At 59.8% G+C, this 21,772-nt stretch carries 16 protein-coding genes; 11 read left to right on the plus strand and 5 right to left on the minus strand.

The window, feature by feature from the left end; genetic code table 11:
* Positions 1-2: 2 nt before the first annotated feature.
* Positions 3-416, plus strand: a complete 414-nt coding sequence (locus AC2D8O_RS03775; protein ID WP_484677456.1) for a hypothetical protein — start codon at positions 3-5, stop codon at positions 414-416.
* Between the two features lie 14 nt (positions 417-430).
* Here AC2D8O_RS03775 and AC2D8O_RS03780 read toward each other — a convergent pair whose 3' ends face one another.
* Positions 431-1,528 carry a 6-phosphofructokinase gene (locus AC2D8O_RS03780; protein ID WP_484677457.1) on the minus strand — a complete coding sequence of 366 codons (1,098 nt, stop codon included), beginning with the start codon at positions 1,526-1,528 and terminating at the stop codon, positions 431-433.
* 203 nt (positions 1,529-1,731) lie between these two features.
* Between AC2D8O_RS03780 and AC2D8O_RS03785 the strand changes: the two genes are divergently transcribed.
* Positions 1,732-2,430 carry a TlpA family protein disulfide reductase gene (locus AC2D8O_RS03785; protein ID WP_484677458.1) on the plus strand — a complete coding sequence of 233 codons (699 nt, stop codon included), beginning with the start codon at positions 1,732-1,734 and terminating at the stop codon, positions 2,428-2,430.
* 17 nt (positions 2,431-2,447) lie between these two features.
* Here the strand turns inward: AC2D8O_RS03785 and AC2D8O_RS03790 are convergent, their stop codons facing one another.
* Entirely contained in the window at positions 2,448-3,737 is a 1,290-nt protein-coding gene (locus tag AC2D8O_RS03790; RefSeq protein ID WP_484677459.1) for a DUF445 domain-containing protein, read from the minus strand.
* Positions 3,738-3,893: 156 nt separating this feature from the next.
* Here AC2D8O_RS03790 and AC2D8O_RS03795 point away from each other — a divergent pair, with 156 nt between their 5' ends.
* The 3 genes from AC2D8O_RS03795 to AC2D8O_RS03805 all read left to right on the plus strand — a co-directional run bounded on the left by AC2D8O_RS03795 (position 3,894) and on the right by AC2D8O_RS03805 (position 8,894).
* The gene (locus AC2D8O_RS03795) at positions 3,894-5,852 is read left to right on the plus strand and encodes a hypothetical protein (RefSeq protein WP_484677460.1); all 1,959 of its coding nucleotides are present in this window, start codon (positions 3,894-3,896) and stop codon (positions 5,850-5,852) included.
* 73 nt (positions 5,853-5,925) lie between these two features.
* Positions 5,926-8,427, plus strand: coding sequence for a zinc-dependent metalloprotease (locus AC2D8O_RS03800; protein ID WP_484677461.1), 2,502 nt, complete (start codon positions 5,926-5,928; stop codon positions 8,425-8,427).
* 5 nt (positions 8,428-8,432) lie between these two features.
* Complete coding sequence (locus tag AC2D8O_RS03805) at positions 8,433-8,894, plus strand: GNAT family N-acetyltransferase (RefSeq protein WP_484677462.1); 462 nt, start codon at positions 8,433-8,435, stop codon at positions 8,892-8,894.
* A gap of 11 nt (positions 8,895-8,905) precedes the next feature.
* Here AC2D8O_RS03805 and AC2D8O_RS03810 read toward each other — a convergent pair whose 3' ends face one another.
* The gene (locus AC2D8O_RS03810) at positions 8,906-10,069 is read right to left on the minus strand and encodes a 5-(carboxyamino)imidazole ribonucleotide synthase (RefSeq protein ID WP_484677463.1); all 1,164 of its coding nucleotides are present in this window, start codon (positions 10,067-10,069) and stop codon (positions 8,906-8,908) included.
* Positions 10,070-10,191: 122 nt separating this feature from the next.
* Here AC2D8O_RS03810 and AC2D8O_RS03815 point away from each other — a divergent pair, with 122 nt between their 5' ends.
* The 3 genes from AC2D8O_RS03815 (at position 10,192) to AC2D8O_RS03825 (ending at position 14,750) form a co-directional block, all read left to right on the plus strand.
* Positions 10,192-11,121, plus strand: coding sequence for a hypothetical protein (locus tag AC2D8O_RS03815; RefSeq protein ID WP_484677464.1), 930 nt, complete (start codon positions 10,192-10,194; stop codon positions 11,119-11,121).
* A gap of 11 nt (positions 11,122-11,132) precedes the next feature.
* Positions 11,133-11,555: a hypothetical protein gene (locus AC2D8O_RS03820; RefSeq protein WP_484677465.1), complete on the plus strand. Its 423-nt coding sequence runs from the start codon at positions 11,133-11,135 to the stop codon at positions 11,553-11,555.
* A 165-nt stretch (positions 11,556-11,720) separates the two neighbouring features.
* Positions 11,721-14,750, plus strand: a complete 3,030-nt coding sequence (locus AC2D8O_RS03825) for an ATP-binding cassette domain-containing protein (RefSeq protein ID WP_484677466.1) — start codon at positions 11,721-11,723, stop codon at positions 14,748-14,750.
* A gap of 16 nt (positions 14,751-14,766) precedes the next feature.
* Here the strand turns inward: AC2D8O_RS03825 and AC2D8O_RS03830 are convergent, their stop codons facing one another.
* Together AC2D8O_RS03830 and AC2D8O_RS03835 are read right to left on the minus strand one after the other, a co-directional pair.
* Positions 14,767-16,071 (minus strand): hemolysin family protein, encoded by a 1,305-nt coding sequence (locus tag AC2D8O_RS03830; protein ID WP_484677467.1) that lies wholly within the window; start codon positions 16,069-16,071, stop codon positions 14,767-14,769.
* 36 nt (positions 16,072-16,107) lie between these two features.
* Positions 16,108-17,478, minus strand: coding sequence for a methyltransferase RsmF C-terminal domain-like protein (locus tag AC2D8O_RS03835; protein ID WP_484677468.1), 1,371 nt, complete (start codon positions 17,476-17,478; stop codon positions 16,108-16,110).
* A 225-nt stretch (positions 17,479-17,703) separates the two neighbouring features.
* Between AC2D8O_RS03835 and dnaK the strand changes: the two genes are divergently transcribed.
* The 3 genes from dnaK to AC2D8O_RS03850 all read left to right on the plus strand — a co-directional run bounded on the left by dnaK (position 17,704) and on the right by AC2D8O_RS03850 (position 21,767).
* Entirely contained in the window at positions 17,704-19,614 is a 1,911-nt protein-coding gene (dnaK, locus tag AC2D8O_RS03840; RefSeq protein ID WP_484677469.1) for a molecular chaperone DnaK, read from the plus strand.
* A gap of 155 nt (positions 19,615-19,769) precedes the next feature.
* Positions 19,770-20,234 carry a type II toxin-antitoxin system TacA family antitoxin gene (locus AC2D8O_RS03845; protein ID WP_484677470.1) on the plus strand — a complete coding sequence of 155 codons (465 nt, stop codon included), beginning with the start codon at positions 19,770-19,772 and terminating at the stop codon, positions 20,232-20,234.
* Between the two features lie 141 nt (positions 20,235-20,375).
* A complete protein-coding gene (locus AC2D8O_RS03850) occupies positions 20,376-21,767 on the plus strand; it encodes an APC family permease (protein WP_484677471.1) in 1,392 nt (463 codons plus the stop codon).
* The last annotated feature ends 5 nt before the right edge of the window (positions 21,768-21,772 follow it).

Genomic DNA, 21,772 nt, shown 5'->3' on the forward strand with positions numbered 1-21,772 from the left:
CCATGCGAACCCTGATTCTGCTCCTGACACTGGGGAGCCTACCCGTGCTGGCTATGGCCCAGCACTGGAGTGTATCCTACAACAAGAAGGAATTGGTGCGCTCTGTCAGTGGTGGCGACGCGCCACTACAGGTGGAAGTGAAGCGCCTGAAACGTGATGACTACTTCCGGCTGGTGCTGGCCGCCGACTCGGGGTGTCCTGCTCTGCAACGGTATGTGTTGCAGACCGCCCGCGGCGACTCGCTGCGCGAGTTCCGCTTCCGGGGCGTGAAGGAAGAAACCGGCGTCGTTATCAAAGCGACCGATATCCTGCGCTGGCGACGGCAGATTACAGGCAAAACCGTATTGTGGTACACCCCAGAATTGGGCGAGCCCGTGCGGGTGGCCGAGCTGGTGATTCTGGCAGTAGAAGACTGAGGCTGGCGTTCCGCTTATTCGCCACTGGTACCAAACGAGGTGCCTACCGCCCGTGCTGCTTCAATAAGTGGATGGTTGGCGGGCACCAGGCGCTGCTTGTCTGCACTGCCGCCGATGGGGGCTGTTTCCAACTGGTTGTTGCGCAGCACCACCAGCTTGCCGAAATCGCCGTTGGCAGCCATATCTACTGCCTTTTTGCCAAACTGGGTGCAGAGAATACGGTCCAGTGCGGTGGGTGACCCGCCGCGTTGCAGGTGGCCCAGCACTGTGACACGCGTTTCCAGACCCGTGCGTTCCTCTATTTCCTGTGCTACCACCCGGCCCACACCGCCCAGCCGGATGGGGTCGGCACTGGTGGCTACCACGCGGTCTACCGTCTGGGTGCCGCCTGCGGGCGCCGCACCTTCGGCCACTACCACTATGGTGAACTTCTTGCCGAGTTGGCTGCGCTGCTTCACCTTGCGGCACACGGCCTCAATGTCGTAGGGCAGTTCGGGCAGCAGGATGATGTCGCCACCGCCAGCTACGCCGCCATACAGGGCCAGCCAGCCACTGTTGCGGCCCATTACCTCCAGCACCATCACACGCTTGTGGCTCATGGCGGTGGTGTGCAGGCGGTCTACGGCCTCGGTGATGATGGAGACAGCGGTGTCGAAGCCGAAGGTCTGGTCGGTGCCGACGAGGTCGTTGTCGATGGTTTTGGGCACTCCCACCACATTCACGCCGCGGTTGGCCATCTGGTTGGCGATGGTAAGGGTGCCGTCGCCGCCCACGCAGATGAGCGCATGCAGGCCGTGACGGTGGTAGGTGTCTACACACTGCTGGCTCACGTCTTCCTTCACGATGGTGCCGTCGGGCAGCTGGCGGGCGTAGCCAAAGGGATTGGCTTTGTTGCTGGTGCCGATGATGGTGCCCCCGAGGGCTAGAATGCCACTGGCGCTCTCATAGTTGAGCGGCATGTGACGGTCGAAGATGAGGCCCTCGAAGCCGTCTTCAAAGCCGATGACTTCCCAGCCATGCTCCAGTATGGCGGTTTTGACGACAGCGCGGATAACTGCATTGAGGCCGGGGCAGTCGCCGCCGCCAGTGAGGATGCCGATACGTTTGCTCATGGAGGAGAAGTGCTTTGAAGTGTGGCTGCAAACTAGCGAAAGGCTGACGGCCGTGGCAACTCCCGCAGAGAGGGTAGGCGGCCACCAATTGGCAGGCTGTTTCAGTCGTTTGGCCCTCAGCGTGGTAAATACCTGGCTGCATCTAAACTATTTCGTGGCAGGCGGCGTAAGTAAGGCAGTTGTTTGCCTGAACACGGAAAAGCATGTCATACTCCCCAGAGAAGCCTCCACTCCCCCGCCGCACGTTCGGCCGAAAAGGACTGCTGGCCGCGCTGCTGGCGGTAGTGTGTCTTTCCCTGGTAGGGGTGGTGTTCTGGCAGCAGGAGCTGAAGTTTCTGCTGCCTACGCCTCGCCCTGTACAGCTGGTGCAGCGCCCGCTGGGTGCCGAAGTGCACCTGCCCGGTGCATTGCAGGGTTACAGCGGCAAGCCTACACTGCTGCATTTCTTCAATCCGCAGTGTCCCTGTTCACGTTTTAATCTCGACCATGTTCGCGCCCTGCAGGCAAGGTATGGCTCAGATCTACAGATAGTTGCGGTGCTTCAGGTACCTACCCGCGAGGCTGGTGATGAAGCACGCACCAGGCTGGGCCTGCGAGTGCCGGTGGTCTATGACCTCGACGGCTCCATTGCCGACTCTTGCGGCGTGTATTCCACGCCCCAGGCGGTGGTACTCACGCGCGAAGGCAGGCTCTTTTACCGGGGCAACTACAACAAAGCCCGCTACTGCACCGACCCCGGCACTGAATACGCGCGTCTGGCGCTGGATGTGATGATGGACCGGCCCGATGCGCCCAAAGCACTGTCGGTGCCAGCCGAGGCGGGTATTGCCTATGGCTGTCAGCTGCCCAGCGACGTGGACGCTGCTGCCGAGCAGAACTGGCTGGACGCCATTCTCAAGTAAGAAGCCAGCAGGGGATATCAGATAACACCCTTGAGCAGGTAGAGCAGCAGCCCCACGGCGCCGCCTACCAGTGTGCCATTGATACGGATGAACTGGAGGTCGCGGCCCACCTGAAGCTCCAGCTTCTCGGTGAGGGTGCGGGTGTCCCAGCGGGCTACCGTGTCGGAGATGAGCTGGCCGATGCTGTCGCGCTGGCTTTCGGCTATGGCGATGAGAGTGGAGCGGGCAAAGCCGTCGAGCCGCTGGCGCAGGTCGGGGTCGTCGAGCAGGCGCTGGGCCAGTTTTTTCAGGGCTTCTTCCACCTGCTGGCGTATGACCGAGTTTTCGGCGGCAACATCTTCTTCCAGCTTGCGGCGAATGCCCTCCCAGAGGTTCTGCAGATAGGTGTTGGCTTCTGGGCTGTCCAGCAGGTTGGTTTTGGCCTGCTCCAGTCGCAGCCGCAGCGTTTCGGAATGCTTCAGCTCTTCTATGAAGTCTTCCAGCAGCAGGGAGAACTGGTCGCGGAGGGGGTGGTCGGGCCGGGCATTGACTTCCTGCAGGGTCTGCTCCACGCCCGTTACGATCCGGTTATACACCTGGTTGTCGATGAATCCAGGTACGTACCAGGGGCTTTCTTTTTTCAGCCGCTCGCGGATAAGGCGCTTGTTGTTGGCGAATGCTTTTTCGCCGAGTTTCAGCAGTTCGTCCAGTACGTCCTGATGTTTGCCTTTGCTGGTAACAACGGTTAGCAGCTGCCCCAGGAGGGGGGCAACGTCCAGCTTGCGCAGCTGGGTGTCTACGGTTTTGGCAAGGGCATCCTGCACCTGGGCTTCGTGCAGCATCTGCATCAGGCCGGGCAGGCTGTTGGCGAGTTTGCCAGAGAGCAGACGCACGTTTTCGGGCTCGGCCAGCCACTGCTGCGCGCGATCGGACACCGAGAGTTTTTCCAGCCGTTGGCTCAGCACCTCGGTGGAGAGAAAGTTGGTCTGGACGAAACGGCCCAGACTCATACCGATGCGTTCTTTTTTCTCCGGGATGATGGCGGTGTGGGGAATGGGCAGGCCGAGTGGGCGGCGGAAGAGCGCCGTTACGGCAAACCAGTCGGCCAGAGCGCCTACCATTGCTGCTTCGGCAAAGGCGTTGATAAATCGCACCCAACTGGGCAATTGCTGCTGCCAGAGCTCGGTGGCAAGAAACAGCAGCGCCATGCCAATGAGCAGTCCGGTGGCGATACGGGCCATGTAGCGCAGGCGTGCGGCGCGTTCGGCGTCAGTAAGGAGAGGCGGCGAAGGTACAGACGGCTGGGTGTCGGCGGGGTGGGTCAGCATGTCGGGGCCAAGTTAGGCGGAGTAAAGACACCGGAAGCGTAGAGGCGTTGCGTTGCCACAAATGCGGGATTAGGTAAAAATACCGACTAACCGTTAGGTGTTTTGGGCCTTTCTGGGCTTATTTTGTATTGCACAACAACTACCTCTCCTGCTGCCATGATTGCTACTCCCCCTTCTTCTGCTGATTCGCAGGAGCTTGCGCTAGGTCAACTGCTGGCCACACTGGATGCACGTGTGCCCGGCGCGGAACTGCAGCCCGAGGTAGAACAGGAACTGCTGCAACAGGCCGACCAGTTGAAATTGCCTGCCAGCATCGCTAACGCACTGATTGATGCGCATCTCTGGGCCAAAGGCCATCCGGGTGTTTTTGGGGGTGAGGCCCTGGAACCACTGGTAAAGGAACTGGCCCGCCATGGTCAGCACTCCGATTCCATCGGGCAATTTGTGGATGAAGTGGGCTTACGCCTGAGCCTGCCAGCCCATGCTGGGGGGTATCTGTTGAAGGCTGAAGCAGCCCTGCGCCAACAGGCCTATGAACTTGCCCGCGCGAGTGTTGAAAGTCTGGGCAGTGCCCTGGCAGGCAATACCGAGGGTGTTGCGTTCCTGACACGCAAACGCAACGAGGTGGAAAGTGCCGAGAAGGCAGGCAAAGCGCTGGCATACATGACAAGCGGCAGCAGCACAGCACCTGCCGCACAAACCCCGCCCCCCAGCAGTGGTGGCGGCTATAGTGAAGCCATACTCACCAGTCTGCCCTCAGGCTCGTTCTCGTTCAAGGAGGCTGGGCTGTTCAGCCATGCCGGTGGGTATCATTGGTATACCCAGGCGGCATCGGGCGACAAAAAGCTGCTGCTGATAGACGGCGTAACCTATGATCCTGAGAAAATCCAGTCGCTGTATTTCAGCCCTAATGGCAGCCGCTATGCGTTTGTGAAGCTGCTGGCGGATGGAAGGGCACAGCTGATGGTGGATGGCAAGGAGAGCGAGGTATTCGAGTCCATCAGCCAGCTGGCATTCAGCAAGGACGGCAAGGGCTTTGCTGCGCTGGGCGTAAACAGCAGGCAGATGTTCCTGCTGGAACAGGCACCCGGGGGCAAGCCCGTGGTAACAGGCCCCAAATCGGCTACGCGTGAACTGGTGTTCAACCCCACCAACAACCAGCTGTCATACTTTGCCTACAGCAACCGCTTATGGGAGCTGCAACACCCCGGCCAGCGCCATGAAGGCTATGCCGCAAGTGGCGAACTGCAATACAGCCCTGACGGCCAGACTGTAGTGTACTGGGCGCGCAAGGGCGCCAAGGTATTTGCTGTGGTGAATGGCGTGGAGCAGGAGGAGTTTGATGGCGTTGGCGAATTCACCTTTGGGGTCAATGGCAGCCAACTGGCATATCTGGCCAACCAGCGCGGGCAACTGTGCGTGGTACACAATGGCAAGCAGGGGCCAGTGTTTGACCGCATCCGCCGCATCAGTTTCAGCCGCGATGGCAAGAACGTAGCCTACATGGCAGGTGATACCGCCAGTGAGTCGGTAGTGTTGGGGGTTTCGCCACAGAAGGCCTACGAACGCATTCACACGTTTGCCTGGGGGCCTGCCAAGAACATGGCGCACGCCTACATTGCGGGCCAGGGCGGCAAGAAGGTGCTGGTGCACAATGGTCACACCGGCTCGGAGTTCGACGAAATGGTGCAGCTGTGCTACCACCCCGAGCGCGACTCGGTGGCCTTTGTGGGCTATCGCGACCGCGAGTGGCAGGTATACCACGATGGACAGGGCAGCGATACCTACGCTGGCGTTGACGACCTGCAGTTTACCCCGGATGGCTCCAAGCTGATATGTCTTGCCCGCATCAAAGGACAGGGCACGGCACTTGTAGTGAACGGCAAAGCAGACAAGCCCTACGTGCAAGCCAAGAATCTGGTAGCGAGCAAAGACGGCAGTCGTCTATTGTTTTTGATGAAGCAGCCTGAAGGCTGGTATCTGCAACACGGCTCGTTCACGGTGAACACCAAGCCCTTCCATGAACTGCTGTCGCCCCTGCGCTATGACGATCAGAAGAACGAGTTCTATCTGCTCGTGCGGCGCGACCAGGACATACTCCGCATCACCTACTGAGCCCTGAGTCCCGGCTAGGACAAACGCCAAGCGCAAACTATCTTGAGGCAGCCGCCCAATGGCGTTGTTGTCTATGCGTTTGTTTTTACTGTTTTGTCTGCTGGTGCTGAATGCAGTACCCTACTTATCTGCTCAGAAGAAAAAGCCCAGTGCACCTGTTGCGCCCACCACGCCTGCACCTGTTGAGGATGTAATTGCAGGTCGTACACAAGCCATGAAACGGCTGGACGGGTTCATGCCGCTGTATTGGGACCAGATGACGGGCAAGCTGTGGCTGGAGATTGGTCAGTGGAATACAGACTTCCTGTATCAGGTATCGCTGCCGGCAGGCGTTGGCAGCAACGACATCGGGCTGGACCGTGGCCAGCTGGGCAGTTCGCGGGTGGTACAGTTCCGAAAGGTTGGGCCAAAAGTGCTGCTGGTGCAGCGCAACCTCGACTACCGCGCATCGGCGGCCGACACGCTGGAGCAGCAGGCCGTGGCCCAGAGCTTTGCCGAGTCGGTCATCTGGGGCTTCGAGGCTGAGGCTGTGCAGGACCACCGCGTACTGGTAGATGCTACCGCCTTCTTCCTGCGCGACGCCCACGATGTGGCGGGTGCTCTGCGCGGCAGCAACCAAGGCAGCTACAATGCCGATGCCAGCCGGTCGGCGCTGTACATCCCCCGCACTCGTAACTTCCCCGAGAACACAGAAGTAGAAGCCACCGTTACCCTGAGTGGCGGTGGTGCTGGCGCCTGGTTGCGCAGCGTAACCCCCACTGCCGGGCATGTAACTGTGCGTCAACACCACAGCTTCATCAAACTACCCGAACTGGGTACTTATCGCCCCCGGAAGTTCGACCCCCGCGCGGGCTATTTTGCCGCCGACTGGTTCGACTACTCCACGCCCTTTACCGAGCCCATCCGTCAGCAGGTGATCTGCCGCCACCGACTGGAGAAGAAGGTGCCCGGTGCTGCGCCCAGCGAAGCAAAGGAGCCCATTGTGTACTACCTGGACCCCGGCACGCCCGAGCCCATCCGTACGGCGCTCATGGACGGTGCCCGCTGGTGGAACCAGGCGTTTGAGGCGGCAGGCTACATCAACGCCTTTCAGGTGAAGCTGTTGCCCGCCGATGCCGACCCCATGGACGTTCGCTACAACACCGTGCAGTGGGTGCACCGCTCCACCCGTGGGTGGAGCTACGGCGCTTCGGTGATAGACCCCCGCACGGGCGAGATACTGAAAGGCCATGTGACCCTGGGCTCGCTGCGGGTGCGGCAGGACTACCTGATTGCCAGTGCCCTGCTGGCTGCCCATGCCGATGAGGTGCCCGCTGACGGCCCCCAGCGCGAACTGGCACTGGCGCGCCTGCGGCAACTGGCTGCCCACGAGATTGGCCATACCCTTGGGCTGGTGCACAACTACTACGCCAGCGCCCCCGGCCTCACCTCGGTGATGGACTATCCGCACCCCCGGTTCCGCCTGGAGAACGGCGAGGTGCGCATGGACAACGCCTATCGCGAGGGGATCGGCGAGTGGGATAAAATTGCCATCCGCTATGGCTACAGCGACTTTGTGGGTGCTGAGCCAGAGAAGGCCGACCTGGACGCCATTCTGCTGGAAGGCATTCGCAACAACTGGATACTGATATCCGATGCCGATGCCCGCGACCCCGGTGGCGCACACCCACAGGCCCACCTGTGGGACAACGGTGCCGATCCCGCTGTCGAGCTCAACCGCCTGATGGAGGTGCGCCGGGTGGCGCTGGCAAAGTTTGGCCAGGCCAACCTGCGGAAAGGCATGCCCTGGGCTACGTTGGAAGAGCAACTGGTGCCGCTGTATCTGCTGCACCGCTATCAGGTAGAGGCTGTGAGCAAGGTAGTGGGCGGGCTTGATTACCGATATGCCGTGAAAGGCGACCGCCAGATACTGCTGGCTCCCGTGCCCGATGCCCAGCAGAAAGCTGCACTCGCAGGGTTGATTGCTACGCTTACTCCTCAGGCGCTCACGTTACCCCCGGCACTGTTGGATCTGATTCCGCCCCGGCCGCTGGGCTATCCGCGCGACCGCGAAACGTTTCGGGGCCGTAGCGGACTTGCTTTCGACGGCCTGGCCCCAGCAGAGGCTGCCGCCGGAATGGTGGCGCAGTTGCTGCTGCACCCAGCCCGTGCCGAACGCCTGCTGCAACAGCCCGCACGCTTCCGCAGCACAGTGAGCCTGGAGGCAGTGTTGGATGCACTGTGGAAAGGCACCTGGCAGCAGACGATGGTGGCCGATGCCCAGCAGCAGAATACCCAGTGGACTGTACGCTTTGCGGTGCTGCGCCAGATGATTGCCTTGTCGCGCGACACCAAGGCCAGCGATCTGGTACGCGCACGGGTGGCCGCTCGCCTGCGCGACTACAAGACCCAACTGTCTTCGTGGCAGAACCAGACGGGCGACAGCGTGCAGAAAGGCTATTACGCCCATGCCATCAGTCTGATGGATGCTGCGGGTAAGCCCGAAAAGACCGAGGCTACCGCCGCTGCCCCCGATGCACCGCCCGGCGCCCCCATAGGCATGAACGATACCTGGCTGCTGGGCTGCGAAGAATAGCGGACATGCAGAACTTCACAGTAGCCCGGCTACCCGTGGGCCAATACCCACCAACGGATCTGCTGCTGCTGGCCGACCCTGATTCGAAGGCAATTGCCCGCTATCTGCCCGCCAGTGCATGTTTTGTAGGAGAAGTGGCTGGTAAAACGGTCGCCTGTGCCGTGCTCTCCGAGCCCGAGCCCGGGGTGGCTGAAATTGAGAACATCGCAGTTCGGCCCGACTGGCAGGGCAGGGGACTGGGGCAAGCCCTGCTGAAAGAGGTGCTGGCCTACTGCGCCACAAACCAGCGTTTGGAGGTTCGGATTGCCACGGGCAACTCCAGTATTGGGCAGCTGTATCTGTACCAGAAACTGGGCTTTCGCATTGTGGGCATTAACCCCGACTACTTTGTGCGGAACTATACAGCGCCCATTTGGGAGAGTGGTCTCCGCTGTACAGACCGTGTACTGCTGGCAAAGCAGCTATAGCCTCTGCTGCTTTACCGCGCCTTGACCTTTACCAATTGCTGTACCCGACGGGCCGTAGCGATTACCTCGTTACGGTCTGCGCCGGTTACGGTGATGTGGCCCATTTTGCGCATGGGGCGTGTTTCCTGCTTGCCGTACAGGTGCAGGTGCACACCGGGCATAGCCAGTGCTTCCTCAATGCCTTCGTAGACAGGCGGGCCGCTGAAGCCCATTTCGCCCAGCAGATTCACCATTGCGGCGGCAGCAAATGGCTCGGTGCTGCCCAACGGTAGGCCCAGTATGGCCCGCAGGTGCTGCTCGTATTGTGAGGTAGCGTTGGCCTCGATGGTATGGTGGCCGCTATTATGGGGTCGGGGGGCTACTTCGTTGATAAGTATGCGGCCCTCGTGGTCCAGGAACATTTCTACGGCCAACAGGCCCACAATGCCCAGTGCCTCGGCGGTGCGGCGTGCGATGTCTTCGGCTTCGGCAGCCTGTTCGGCGGTGAGGGTGCTGGGGGCAAACAGCAGTTCCACGAGGTTGGCCGTTGGATGAAAGGCCATTTCTACCGGAGGGAACGCTGCCACCTCGCCGGTGGCGCTGCGGGCCACGATGACAGCGATTTCGCGGTCAATGGCTACACACTGCTCCAGCACGCAGGGCGCATCGAAGGCTTCATACAGGTCGGTGGGGCTGGCAATCTTCATGACGCCCTTACCGTCGTAGCCGCCTTTGCGGGTTTTCAGGATGCTGGGGTAGTGGAGGGTGGCGGGGTCCAGTTGGCGTGGATGCTCCACCAGTTGAAAAGGGGCAGTTGGCAGGCCCTGTTCCTGGTAGAACAGCTTCTGTGCGCCTTTGTCCTGTATCAGCGCAAGCACGTCGGGCTGAGGATAGCAGCGTACGCCGCGACGCTCGAGTTCGCGGTAGGCTTCAAGGTTGACGTGTTCGATTTCGATGGTGACGAGGTCGCAGGTTTGGCCAAAGGCCATTACGGCGTCATAGTCGCGGAAGCTGCCATGGTCGAAGCGGGTGGCCAGTGGACCTGCAGGCGCTAGGTTCTCTGCGTCAAGCACGGCAGTGTGTACGCCATAGCGGTGGCACGCAGGCAGTAGCATGCGTCCCAGTTGGCCGCCTCCCAGCAGGCCAAGACGCAGTTCGCGGTAGAAGTAATGGGGGGCAGAGGGTTGGGCAGCCATGCTGCAAAAGTAGTGAGCGGCGTGACGGTAGTGAAAAAACAGTCTTTCCGTTGGTTCTTCGGCCCGGTTAAGATATTTTAGCGACAATACCGGCTCATCTTCCAAAAGACTGCAAACTGCCAATGTCAATTCTCTACACCCTCCAACGCCCCTTCCGCGGTTGGATGCTCACGCTTGCGGGTGCTGGCCTCCTGCTGGCTTCCTGCTCGGGCGGCAACTCCGGCGCCACTGCTGATGCCGAGGCCGACACGCTGAAAATGAAGCTGCCCGAACAGGCCATGCTTCAGGTGGAAAGCGTAGTATACACCGTGCCCTCACCGCTGGAAATGGCCAACCTGATGAAGAAGGCTGGCACCAAGTACAGCGCCGCCATGCTGTCGAACCCCAAAGACGTATCGAAGTACAGCACCACTGCCAAGCAGGCCCTCAACCTGGGCATCTACGGTGCTGATCTGGGTTACGTTGCTTACTTCAACCAGTCGGATGCCGCGGCTCAATACCTGAAAGCTGCCACAACCCTGGGCAATGGCCTGGAAATTTCGGGTGCTTTTGAAACCGCCCTGCTGGAGCGCGTACAGCGTAACCTCAACATCCAGGACTCTCTGCTCTACATCATCACCGAACAGTACGAAGCAGCCGAAAGCCACCTGAAAAGTGTAAACCGCCCCGATGTCGCTGCTCTTATTGTGGCTGGCGGCTGGATTGAAGGTTTGTATCTGGCTACCCAGCTCGAGCGCAGCCAGCCCAGCGAAATGGTGCGTACACGCATTGGCGAGACCGTCATGTCGCTCAACAGCCTGTTGCCCCTGCTCCAACAGCACAAAGACAACCCTGAAATTGCCAAGCTGGCTGAAGAACTGCTGGCGCTGCGCAAAATTTACGACGCAGTCAAGATTTCGTACGGTACCGAAGCCCCCAAGGTAGACAAGAAGTCGAACCCTGATATGGTGGTAGTCAGCACCGGAAACAACAGCAAGGTTGAAATCAGCGTAGAAACGGTTAAGGCCATTACCGAGAAAATAGCCGCCATCCGTAAGTCCATCACCGCCTGATCACTGCTACCATGAAGACGCTCGTTCTCACGCTTTCGCTCCTGCTGGCCAGTCTGCCGCAGGCTGTCAATGTATACGCCAACTGCGGCAACTCACTGGAAAAATGCGCCAAGTCCAATCCGGGTTCCATGGCCGGCTTTACGCTGGTAGATGCTGCCTATGAAGACTTGGACACCAAGGGGGGCAAGATGAAAATCACGCTGCATGCTGGCAATACCTATCGTTTCCTGGCCTGCCCTCCCAACGACAACGTGTCGCTGGTGCTGGTGCTTCAGGACGGTAAGGGCAACATCATCGCCCACAACATGACCGAAGACCAGGAAGGTGTATTCAAGATGATGGAAGTGAACTGCACTTCTACCGCTGAGTACATGCTGGTGCTGCTGCCCTTCCGTGGCACAGGCTGCTGTGGCGTTATCTACGCCATGAAGTAATAGGGGTTTCCCCCAATTGTATCAGAGCCCACTCCGCACAGGAGTGGGCTCTGTGCTTTAAGGGAAGAAATGGAGCGGCAGGGTTGGCAGGCTGACGGCTGGGGTGTATTTTGTACAGGTCTGGCGCAGCATTGCCGCGGCAGGCACTTTCCCCTCTGTGTTTCCATGTCTGAAAAACTGCTCGATGGCCTCATGCACCTGTTTGCCATACTCGCCCGGGGCGATGGCAAGGTAACCGAAGATGAAGTGCGTGTGGTGGAGTCGTTTCTGCGGCAGCAACTGAACCCTCGTGCCGCAGAAAAGTATCTGACGGTGTTTCAGCATTATGCCAAGCTGGACGAGACCGAGGACCTGCACAGAGTGGCCACTGAGGCTGGCCGCGAGCTGACCCAGAAGCAGAAGTATGCCGTGGTGGTGCAGCTGATGGAGCTGATACATGCCGACAATAAGGTGTCGCGGCGTGAAGCTACGGCTACCGCCATCGTGGCCGACCTGTACCATGTGCCCAAGCTGGAGTTTCAGGCGCTGGAGATGTTCGTCTTTCGGGCCGACCCCGAGAACCTCCGTATTCCCAATCTGCTGCGCATCGGCGAGCCCATTGCCGGGCTGGAGAAAGAGCACCTGATTATCGAGACCACTCCCTTTGACGGCTACATCTCGGTGTTGCGCGCCGAAAGCGTGGATGGCTATCTGGTGAAGTACAACGGCAAGGGCGAACTGCTGATGAACGGGCAGCCCATTGTGCCGGGCCGGGTGTATTTCATGCCGCCGGGCAGTGTGTTCCGAAAGCAGCACCACCGGCCCATCTATTACTCAGACATCATCGCTTGTTTCCTCTGGTGCGAGACGCGACCCAATCTGTCATTCGAGGCAAGCGATCTGGAGTATCGGTTCAAGGGTGGCAAGGTGGGGCTGCACAACATCAACCTGCGCGAAAAGAGCGGCGCACTGGTGGGGCTGATGGGTGCCAGCGGCAGTGGTAAAAGTACCCTGCTCAATGTGCTGAATGGTAATCTGGCGCCCAGCAGTGGCAGTGTCACCATCAATGGCATAGACGTGCACCGCAGTGGCAAGGCGCTGGAAGGCGTCATTGGCTATGTGAGTCAGGATGACCTGCTGGTGGAAGAACTGACCGTGTACCAGAATCTGCAATTCAACGCCCGGCTGTGCTTCGCCGACCTGACCGAGGAGCAGTTGCACGACCGCGTGATGAAGATGCTGAGCAGTCTGGGCCTGGCTGAGATCAAAGACATACCCGTAGGCAACCCGCTGAACAAGAAGATCAGCGGCGGGCAACGCAAGCGCCTGAACATTGCCTTGGAGCTGATTCGCGAGCCCTCGGTGCTGTTTGTGGATGAGCCGACGTCGGGCCTCTCAAGCCGCGACTCGGAGAACATCATGGACCTGCTGAAAGAGCTGGCCCTGCGGGGCAAGCTTGTGTTCGTGGTCATTCACCAGCCGAGCTCGGACATCTTCAAGATGTTCGACAAATTATACATTCTGGATGTCGGCGGCTGGCCCATCTACTATGGCAACCCCGTGGAGGCGGTGCTGTACTTCAAGCGACAGGCCGAACTCATCAACTCGGACTACGCAGAGTGTGGCGAGTGCGGCAACGTGAACCCCGAGCAGATCTTCAACATCATCGAGACGAAGGTGCTGGACGAAGACGGCAACTTCACCGACGAGCGCAAGTACAGTCCACAGGATTGGAATCAGGCGTTCCAGAAGCAGGTGGCCCTGCCCGATGTGCAGCGCATCAGCACCCCGCCGGAGAAGAACCTGGCCTTGCCCCCGCGCTGGCGGCAGTTCTGGGTGTTTACCCTGCGCGATGTGCTCTCCAAGCTGGCCAACCACTCGTATCTGGTCATCAACTTTCTGGAGGCGCCAGTGCTGGCCATTGTGCTGGCGGGCATCCTGCGCTATGCCAGCCACGACGAAGCCAGTACGTCCGGCTACACGCTATATGACAACATCAACCTGCCCGCCTATCTGTTCATCAGCATACTGGTGGCGCTTTTCATGGGGCTGACGGTGAGTGCCGAAGAGATTCTGCGCGACCGCAAGATCCGCAAGCGCGAGGCCTTCCTCAACCTCAGCCGCTCGGCCTACCTGACGAGCAAGGTACTGGTGCTGTTTGCCATCTCGGCTATCCAGACGGGCACCTTTGTGCTGATTGGCAACCTTATCATGGGCGTGCCAGACATTGGCCTGGCACATTGGATGGTGCTGTTCAGCGCCAGTTGCTTCGCCAACCTCATGGGCCTGAACATCTCCTCTACATTCGACTCGGCCGTAACCATTTACATTCTGGTGCCCATTCTGCTGATTCCGCAGATCATCCTCAGTGGGGTCATCGTAAAGTTCGAGAAGCTGAATCCCCTGCTGTCGTCCGACGGACAGGTGCCGCTGATAGGGGACGTGATGGCCAGCCGCTGGGCTTATGAGGGGCTGGCGGTAAAGCAGTTCCGCGACAATGCCTATGAGCAGAACTTCTACACCGACGAGCGGACCTTCAGCCAGGCACAGTACAAGCTGGCCTTCTGGCTGCGCAAGCTGGAAGGCAAGCTGGCGCTGGTGGAAACCAGCCACGGCAAGCCTGGGCAGGAGAAGGCGGTGGCCGATGCACTGGCCTTGATACAGGCCGAATTGCGGCAGGAAGTGGCCCGCTTCAAAGGCCAGGACTTCCCTGTGCTGGATCAGCTGACGCCCGAGCAGTTCAATGCAGAGGTAGCCAAGGGAACAAAGGCGGTGATTCAGTCACTGTCTGATTACTATACCGAGCGCAGCCGCAAAGCCGAGACCAGCAAGAATACCCGGATTGCTGCCCTGACACAGGACAGCACGGCTGCTGCCGAGTTTCTTGCGCTGAAGATGCAGCACCACAACAAGGCTGTGCAGGACCTCGTCACCAACCGAGACGACGAAGTGAAGATTCTGGAAAGCGGCAACCGCCTGATTCAGAACTCCGACCCCGTCTACAATGATGTGCCGCTGGCGGGCCGAGCCTGGCTCGATTACCGGGCGCACTTCTTTGCTCCACGAAAGCCTTTCCTGGGCCAACTGTGGGATACCTTTGCCTTCAACCTGGTGGTCATCTGGTTCATGACCAGTGTGCTGTGCGTAACGCTCTATTACGAGAGCTTCCGCCGCGGCATCGAGCGGGTAGGGCAACTCTTCAGCAAGACACGCTAAGGGATCAGCTAGTTGGTTAGTCTCGTGCTGCGGCTGGGGTGCTGCTTTCGGCCAGCACTTCGATGCGCTGAATGCGCAGGCGGTCCATCGTCTTGACGCGCAGGGTCCAGCCGGGTATTTCCACGCTGTCCCCCACAGCAGGTACGCGGCCCATGCGTTCCATCACATAGCCGCCTACGGTATCGGCATCGGCCTCGATGTCGCGCATCTGCAACAGGTGTGTGAGGTCTGACAAAAGCAGGCCCGCGTCAATGTTGTAGCCGCCTTCGATAGTGAGGATGGGCTGGGCCTCGTAGTCGAACTCATCCTGGATTTCACCCACCAGTTCTTCCAGCGCGTCTTCCATGGTAACGATGCCCGAGAGGCCGCCATATTCGTCTACAACAATGGCAAAATGGCTGCGCTGGCGCTGAAACTCCAGCATCAGCTTTTGGGCCGGCATGTTTTCGGGTACGAAGATAACGCGGCGGGCAAGGGCAGCCAGCTTGGGGGCAGGTTTGTTATCCAGCAGGTAAGGCAGCAGGTCTTTCAGGTGAATGACGCCCACTACATTGTCGAGGCTGTCTTCGATGAGCGGAATGCGGGTTTTGCCGCTGCTTACAGCCACCTTTACGGTTTCCTGCAGGGTGTGGGTGGTGCGAACGTACACCACGCGGCCACGTGGCACCATGATTTCGCGGGCCACGCGGTCTGAGAACGACAGGACATTGGTGAGCAGTTCGCCCTGCCCCTGCTCAATGACACCCTCGGCAGCCGAACTGGCCGTGATGTGGTACAGCTCTTCGGCCGTTACACCCATGCCATGGCCCTGATGGGCATCTATGCCGAAGAGGCGCAGCACGGCATTGCTGCTGGCATTCAGCAGCACAAGAAACGGATAGAAAAGGTAGTAAACAGCACGCATGGGCACTGCCACAAACAGGCTGGTGCTCACAGGCTTTACCAGCGCCATGGTTTTGGGCGCTACCTCGCCGATGACGATGTGCAGAAAGGAGATGAGCGTGAAAGCGATGCCAGTACTCCAGGCATGAATGGCGATGGGCTCGGTGAGGCCCACCTGTGCGAAGACAGGCTCCAGCAGGTCGGCCACGGCGGGCTCGCCTACCCAGCCGAGGCCCAGACTGGCCAGCGTGATGCCCAACTGCGTGGCGCTGAGATAGGGGTCCAGGTTACGGACGATGTGGCGAGCCACCCGCGCGGTGGGGTTGCCCTGCTCTACCAGGGGCTCCAATTGAGATGCCCGCACTTTCACCAGTGCAAACTCGGCGGCTACGAAAAAGCCGTTGAGCAGGATGAGAAGGGCCGCAAGTAACAGCAGCATAGTGGCACAAAGCTACGCAGAAACCCAGCGGGAGTGTCAGTCAGGCAGCTCCATACGGATACGCCACTGCTTGGGCAGGTAATTGTTGAGCCTGCCACCGGGCAGCACTTTGGCAAAGGCCAGCGGGTGACCTTCATGGCAGATGGCGGCAATGCCCGCGGGGGCGTCTGCGGTCACGGTTTCCTTCTTCAGGAAGCGCAGGGTGGTGTCGTGGTCCAGCTCTACAGTGGGCAGGGCGGTGTTCAGCCAGTGGCTTAACGCCAGTGCATGGGCCGGAATGAAGTCTTTGCCTTTGAGTTCGCCCAGGGGCAGTGCGGGTTGCAGGAAGCCCGCGGTGGTGTGTGCCAGTGCATGGAGGGCGTCTTCGGCAACGGCGCTGTGCAGCCCCAGCAGCAGCTCGGCTTTGGTGAAGATTTCCAGTTCGGCGGGCGCCAGAAGGAACGGGGCAGCCGCAGAAGGCAGTCTGGCGGGCTGGAGGTTCAGCTTGCGGGCGCGCTCGTCAGCTGGGGCAGGGGCCGTGGTGCGTTGCAGTACACTCAGGAAAAAGCCTTCGGCCTGTACGAGGTGAGGCATGGCCTGGTATCCCAGTACGTCGCCGGCGTCGCTATGCAGGGTCTTCCAGCCTACGGTGTTCAGCAGCGGCAAGGGCACCAACCGCCAGCGGCCCGAAGCCAGCAGCGCCGTTATCTGGGCTTCGTTCTCTTCTGGCGCAAAGGTGCAGGTGCTGTATACGAGCACCCCGCCTTCGGCCACCAGTTCGCCAGCCGTGGCCAGTATGTCGGTCTGACGGGCGGCGCAGGCGGTTACGGCCTCGGGGCTCCATTCGCCGATGGCGCTGTGCTGTTTGCGCCACAGGCCCTCGCCCGAGCAGGGGGCGTCGGTTACGACGAGGTCGAAGAAGCCTGCCAGTTGCCGGTAGTCTTCGGCTTTGCCAGTGGCCACCAGCACGTTGGGGTTGCCCCAGCGCTGGATGTTTTCCTGGAGAATGGCGGCGCGATTGGGCACGGCCTCGTTGGCGATGAGCAGACAGTCTGCGGGTAGCTGCGAAGCCAGCAGGGTGGTTTTGCCGCCAGGGGCAGCGCAGAGGTCCAGCGCGCGGGTTAGTGGGCGCAGGCGGGCGGCTTCGGCTACCGCGAGCGACAGGGCCATGCTGCCTGCCTCCTGCACATAATAGCACCCCGCGTGGTACAGCGGGTCGAGGGTGAAGATGGGGCGCTCGGCCAGATAGCGGCCTTCGGTACACCACGGCACGGCGGGTGCATCGGCAAAGCAGGCCGAGGGCTTCTGGGGGTTCAGCCGGATGGAGACAGGCGGCGGGGTTTCCAGCGCGGCCACAAAAGCCTCCCACTCACTGCCCAGGCGTTGCTGCATTCGGACGGTGAAGGCGGACGGGAGGGGGAGGGCCATGTCGCAAAGGTAGTGAAGGTGCTGCGAAAGGGTACGATTCGGCAGAGCGATAGGCCATTCTGTCAGATGTGGTGCGGGAATGGCGTCCGGGGCTGACACTCTTGCAGGTGGGCGCGGAAAGCGTCTGCTTGGCACTGTCATTGAGGAGAGGTGATTCGTCGGTACCGTGCAAGCACCCCACCGACACCCGATCCATCAACCACCTACGCTCCAACGCTACTGAATATGGGTAAGATTATTGGCATTGACCTCGGCACCACCAACTCGTGTGTCGCCGTCATGGAGGGCAACGAGCCCGTGGTCATCGTAAATGCAGAGGGCAAGCGCACCACCCCCTCGGTGGTAGGCTTCATGCAGGATGGCGAACGCAAAGTCGGCGAGCAGGCCAAGCGTCAGTCCATCGTCAACCCCGAGAACACCATCTTCTCGATCAAGCGCTTCATGGGCCAGACCTACGACGAAGCCCGCAATGAAGTAGACCGTGTGCCCTACAAAGTAGTGCGCGGCGATAACAATACCCCCCGCGTGAAGATTGCCGACCGCATGTTCACGCCCCAGGAAATCAGCGCCATGATTCTTCAGAAAATGAAGAAGGCCGCCGAAGACTACCTGGGCCACGAAGTGAAGGAAGCCGTTATTACGGTACCTGCCTACTTCAACGACGCACAGCGCAAAGCCACCAAGGAAGCCGGCGAAATCGCAGGCCTGGAGGTGAAGCGTATCGTAAACGAACCGACTGCTGCCGCTCTGGCCTATGGCATGGACAAGCTGGGCAAGTCCATGAAAGTGGCTGTGTTTGACCTCGGTGGTGGTACGTTCGACATCTCGGTGCTGGACTTGTCGGAAGGCGTGTTCGAGGTCCTGTCTACCAACGGTGATACCCACCTGGGTGGCGACGACTTCGACCGTGTCATCATCGACTGGTTGGCCGACGAGTTCCAGAAGAACGAAGGCGTGGACCTGCGCAAGGACCCCCGTGCCCTGCAGCGTCTGAAGGAAGCTGCCGAGCAGGCCAAGATCGAGCTTTCGAGTCAGAGCCAGGTGGAAATCAACCTGCCCTACATCGTACTGGACCCCGTAGCGCCCAAGAACCTGATTCAGACGCTGACCCGTGCGAAGTTCGAGCAACTGGCCGACAACCTGTTCCGCCGTTGCATGGAGCCCGTACGCAAGGCCCTGTCCGATGCCAAGCTCCAACCCAACGACATCCATGAGGTAATCCTCGTCGGGGGCTCTACCCGCATCCCCAAGGTGCAGCAGATGGTAGAAGACTTCTTCGGCAAGAAGCCCAACCGCAGCGTGAATCCCGACGAAGTAGTGGCACTGGGTGCCGCCGTACAGGGTGGTGTACTCGCAGGCGATGTAGCCGGTGTACTGCTGCTGGACGTGACCCCGCTGAGCCTGGGTATCGAAACGCTGGGCGGCGTGTTCACCAAAATGATTGAGGCGAACACCACCATCCCTACCCGCAAGTCTGAGACCTACAGCACGGCCAGCGACAGCCAGCCATCCGTAGAGATTCACATTCTGCAGGGTGAGCGCCCGATGGCTGCCGACAACCGCTCGCTGGGTAAGTTCCACCTCGATGGCATTCCGCCCGCACCGCGTGGTGTTCCTCAGATTGAAGTAACCTTCGACATCGATGCCAACGGTATTCTGTCAGTGTCGGCTAAGGACAAGGCTACCGGTAAGCAGCAGAACATCCGCATCGAGGCTTCGAGTGGCCTTAGCAAGGATGAGATTGACCGCATGAAGCGCGATGCCGAAGCCAACGCCAGCGCCGACGCCCGCCGCAAGGAAGAAGTAGAAAAGCTGAACAATGCCGACAGCCTGATTTTCAGCACCGAAAAGCAGCTGTCTGAGTACGGCGACAAGATCTCCGAAGGCAACCGCAAGGCAATTCAGGAAGGCCTGGACGAACTGAAGGCTGCCCATAAAGAGAAGAACCTCGCAGGCATTGACGCCGCCATGCAGAAGCTGAACGCTGCCTGGAACAACGCCAGCCAGGAAATGTACGCGGCACAGGCACAGGCTGCCCAGCAGGGTGGTAACAGCGCCGCTCCCGGTGCCGATGCCAACGCCGCCGGCAACGACGTGGCCGATGTAGACTACGAAGAGGTGAAAGACAACAAGTAACCTCTCTTCGCATACCTCCCTCTCACGCAAAGGAAGCGCCGGTTTATGCCGGCGCTTTTTGTTTGCATAAACGACAGAAATTGTACGTCATTTGTCGTACAGTACTGGAGGTGATTATGTCCCGCGTAAAAGAAAAAACAAGTGTTAAGAAGTCGGTGACCGCAAAGAAGATGATTGCGGATGCGCTGAGGGTTGGAGGCAAAGGCGATGTTCTCCGGGAATCGGGAGAAGTAAAGCGCAAGCAGGCAGAAGTCCGAAAAGCAAAGGCGGTGCGTTCGGCGCGGCTGGAGGCCCGGGTGTCAGCCGAGCACAAGGCGCTGATAGAGCAGGCGGCCGAACTTTCAGGGCTCACGGTGTCCGAGTTTGTAGTAAGTCAGATTCTTCCAATAGCCCGAAAGGTGGTTGATACGCAACTTGTCATCCAGTTGTCGCTGGACGAGAAGCGGCGGATGCTGGAGTTGCTGAAAGACTTTCCGGAGGAGGCGATTGCCCGCCGCGAAGCCGCCCGCCTGAAAGCCCAACAGCCCATCATCCTGCCAGAGGAATCGTTGGCGGCTGAAGCTGCTAAATATGGTATATATAGAAGATCTGACACCCAATCATCATCGGAGAAGGTTTGATTGTGGCAAGCCGGCTGTAAACGATTTCCTGCGCCGGTACAATGCCTTGGATACTGCCGGTGGTCAACCATCCAGGGAGACTGTAGAACCTGCACAAGCAGCGCCGCTTTTTGGCATCTTTACAGCTTCCCACCCCTCCGCATGCAACACGTAGACACTCCGCAGAAGCCTGCCAAGCGCGGCCTCAACCTCCTCGACAGCACCATGGTCATCATGGGCTCCATGATCGGCTCGGGCATCTTCATCGTTTCGGCCGACATTGCCCGTACGGTGCACAGTCCCGGTCTGCTCATCCTGGCCTGGGTGGCATCGGGTGTCATCACGCTGCTAGGCGCCATCAGCTACGGCGAACTGGCTGCGGCCATGCCCAAAGCTGGCGGGCAGTACATCTATCTGAAAGAGGCCTATGGCCCCATGATGGGCTTCCTTTTCGGCTGGACGGTGTTTACGGTGGTTACTACTGGGGTGTTGGCCGCCGTGGCAGTAGCCTTTGCCCGCTTCACTGGTGTGTTCATCGACGTCTTCTCCGATGGCAACTACCTCTTCAAGCTCACCGACACCTGGGGCATTACATACCAGCAGGTGCTGGCGGTGGCCGTGCTGGTTGGCCTCACGCTGTTCAACTTCCGTGAGGTGAAGTCGGGGGCGCTGCTCAACAACGCCTTCACTTTCGGCAAAATAGGCGCACTGGTACTGGTACTGCTGCTGGGCATTTATGCGGGCATGGCGGGGCTGGGCGACTGGTCGCGGTTTACCTTCAGCACCACCGGCACCACCGAGGCCGTGACGCTGGCCGTGTTTGCTTCGGCGCTGGTAGGCTCGCTCTTCTCATCCGACGCCTGGAACAACATTACTTACACTGCGGGTGAGGTGGAGAACCCCAAGCGCAACCTGCCACTGAGCCTGCTGCTGGGTACGGGCAGCGTGTGCGCGCTGTACCTGCTGGCCAACTTCGCTTACGTATACGTCCTGCCGCTCGATACCATCCAGTCTGCCCCTTCTGACCGTGTGGGAACCGCCCTGATGCAGACGGTTGTGGGCGATGCCGCCACGTACATCATGGCCGCACTGGTGATGCTCAGCACCTTTGGCTGCGTACACGTGTGTATTCTGGCGGGTGCGCGCCTGTACTATGCCATGGCCAAAGACGGCCTGTTTTTCAAAAAGGCCACGGAGCTCAACCGGCATGGTAGTCCTGCTCCATCGCTGGCCATGCAGTGCTTCTGGGCGTGTCTGCTGGTGTTCAGTGGCAACTATGGCCAGTTGCTCAATTACGTGATGTTTGCCCAGCTGCTCTTCTACGTACTGACGGTAGTGGGGCTGTTTGTGCTGCGCGTGCGCCGCCCCGAGATGGAGCGCCCCTACAAAGTGGTAGGCTACCCGTTTGTGCCGCTGCTGTACATCCTGCTGGCGGGCTTTACCTGTGTCTCCATTCTCGTCTACCGCTGGGAGGACGCCCGCTGGGGGGCTGTAATTGTCCTGCTGGGTATCCCGGCCTACTTCTGGTTCAAGCGGAAAGGCGTGAGCTCCTGATTTGC

This window comes from Pontibacter sp. T17, assembly GCF_057219875.1.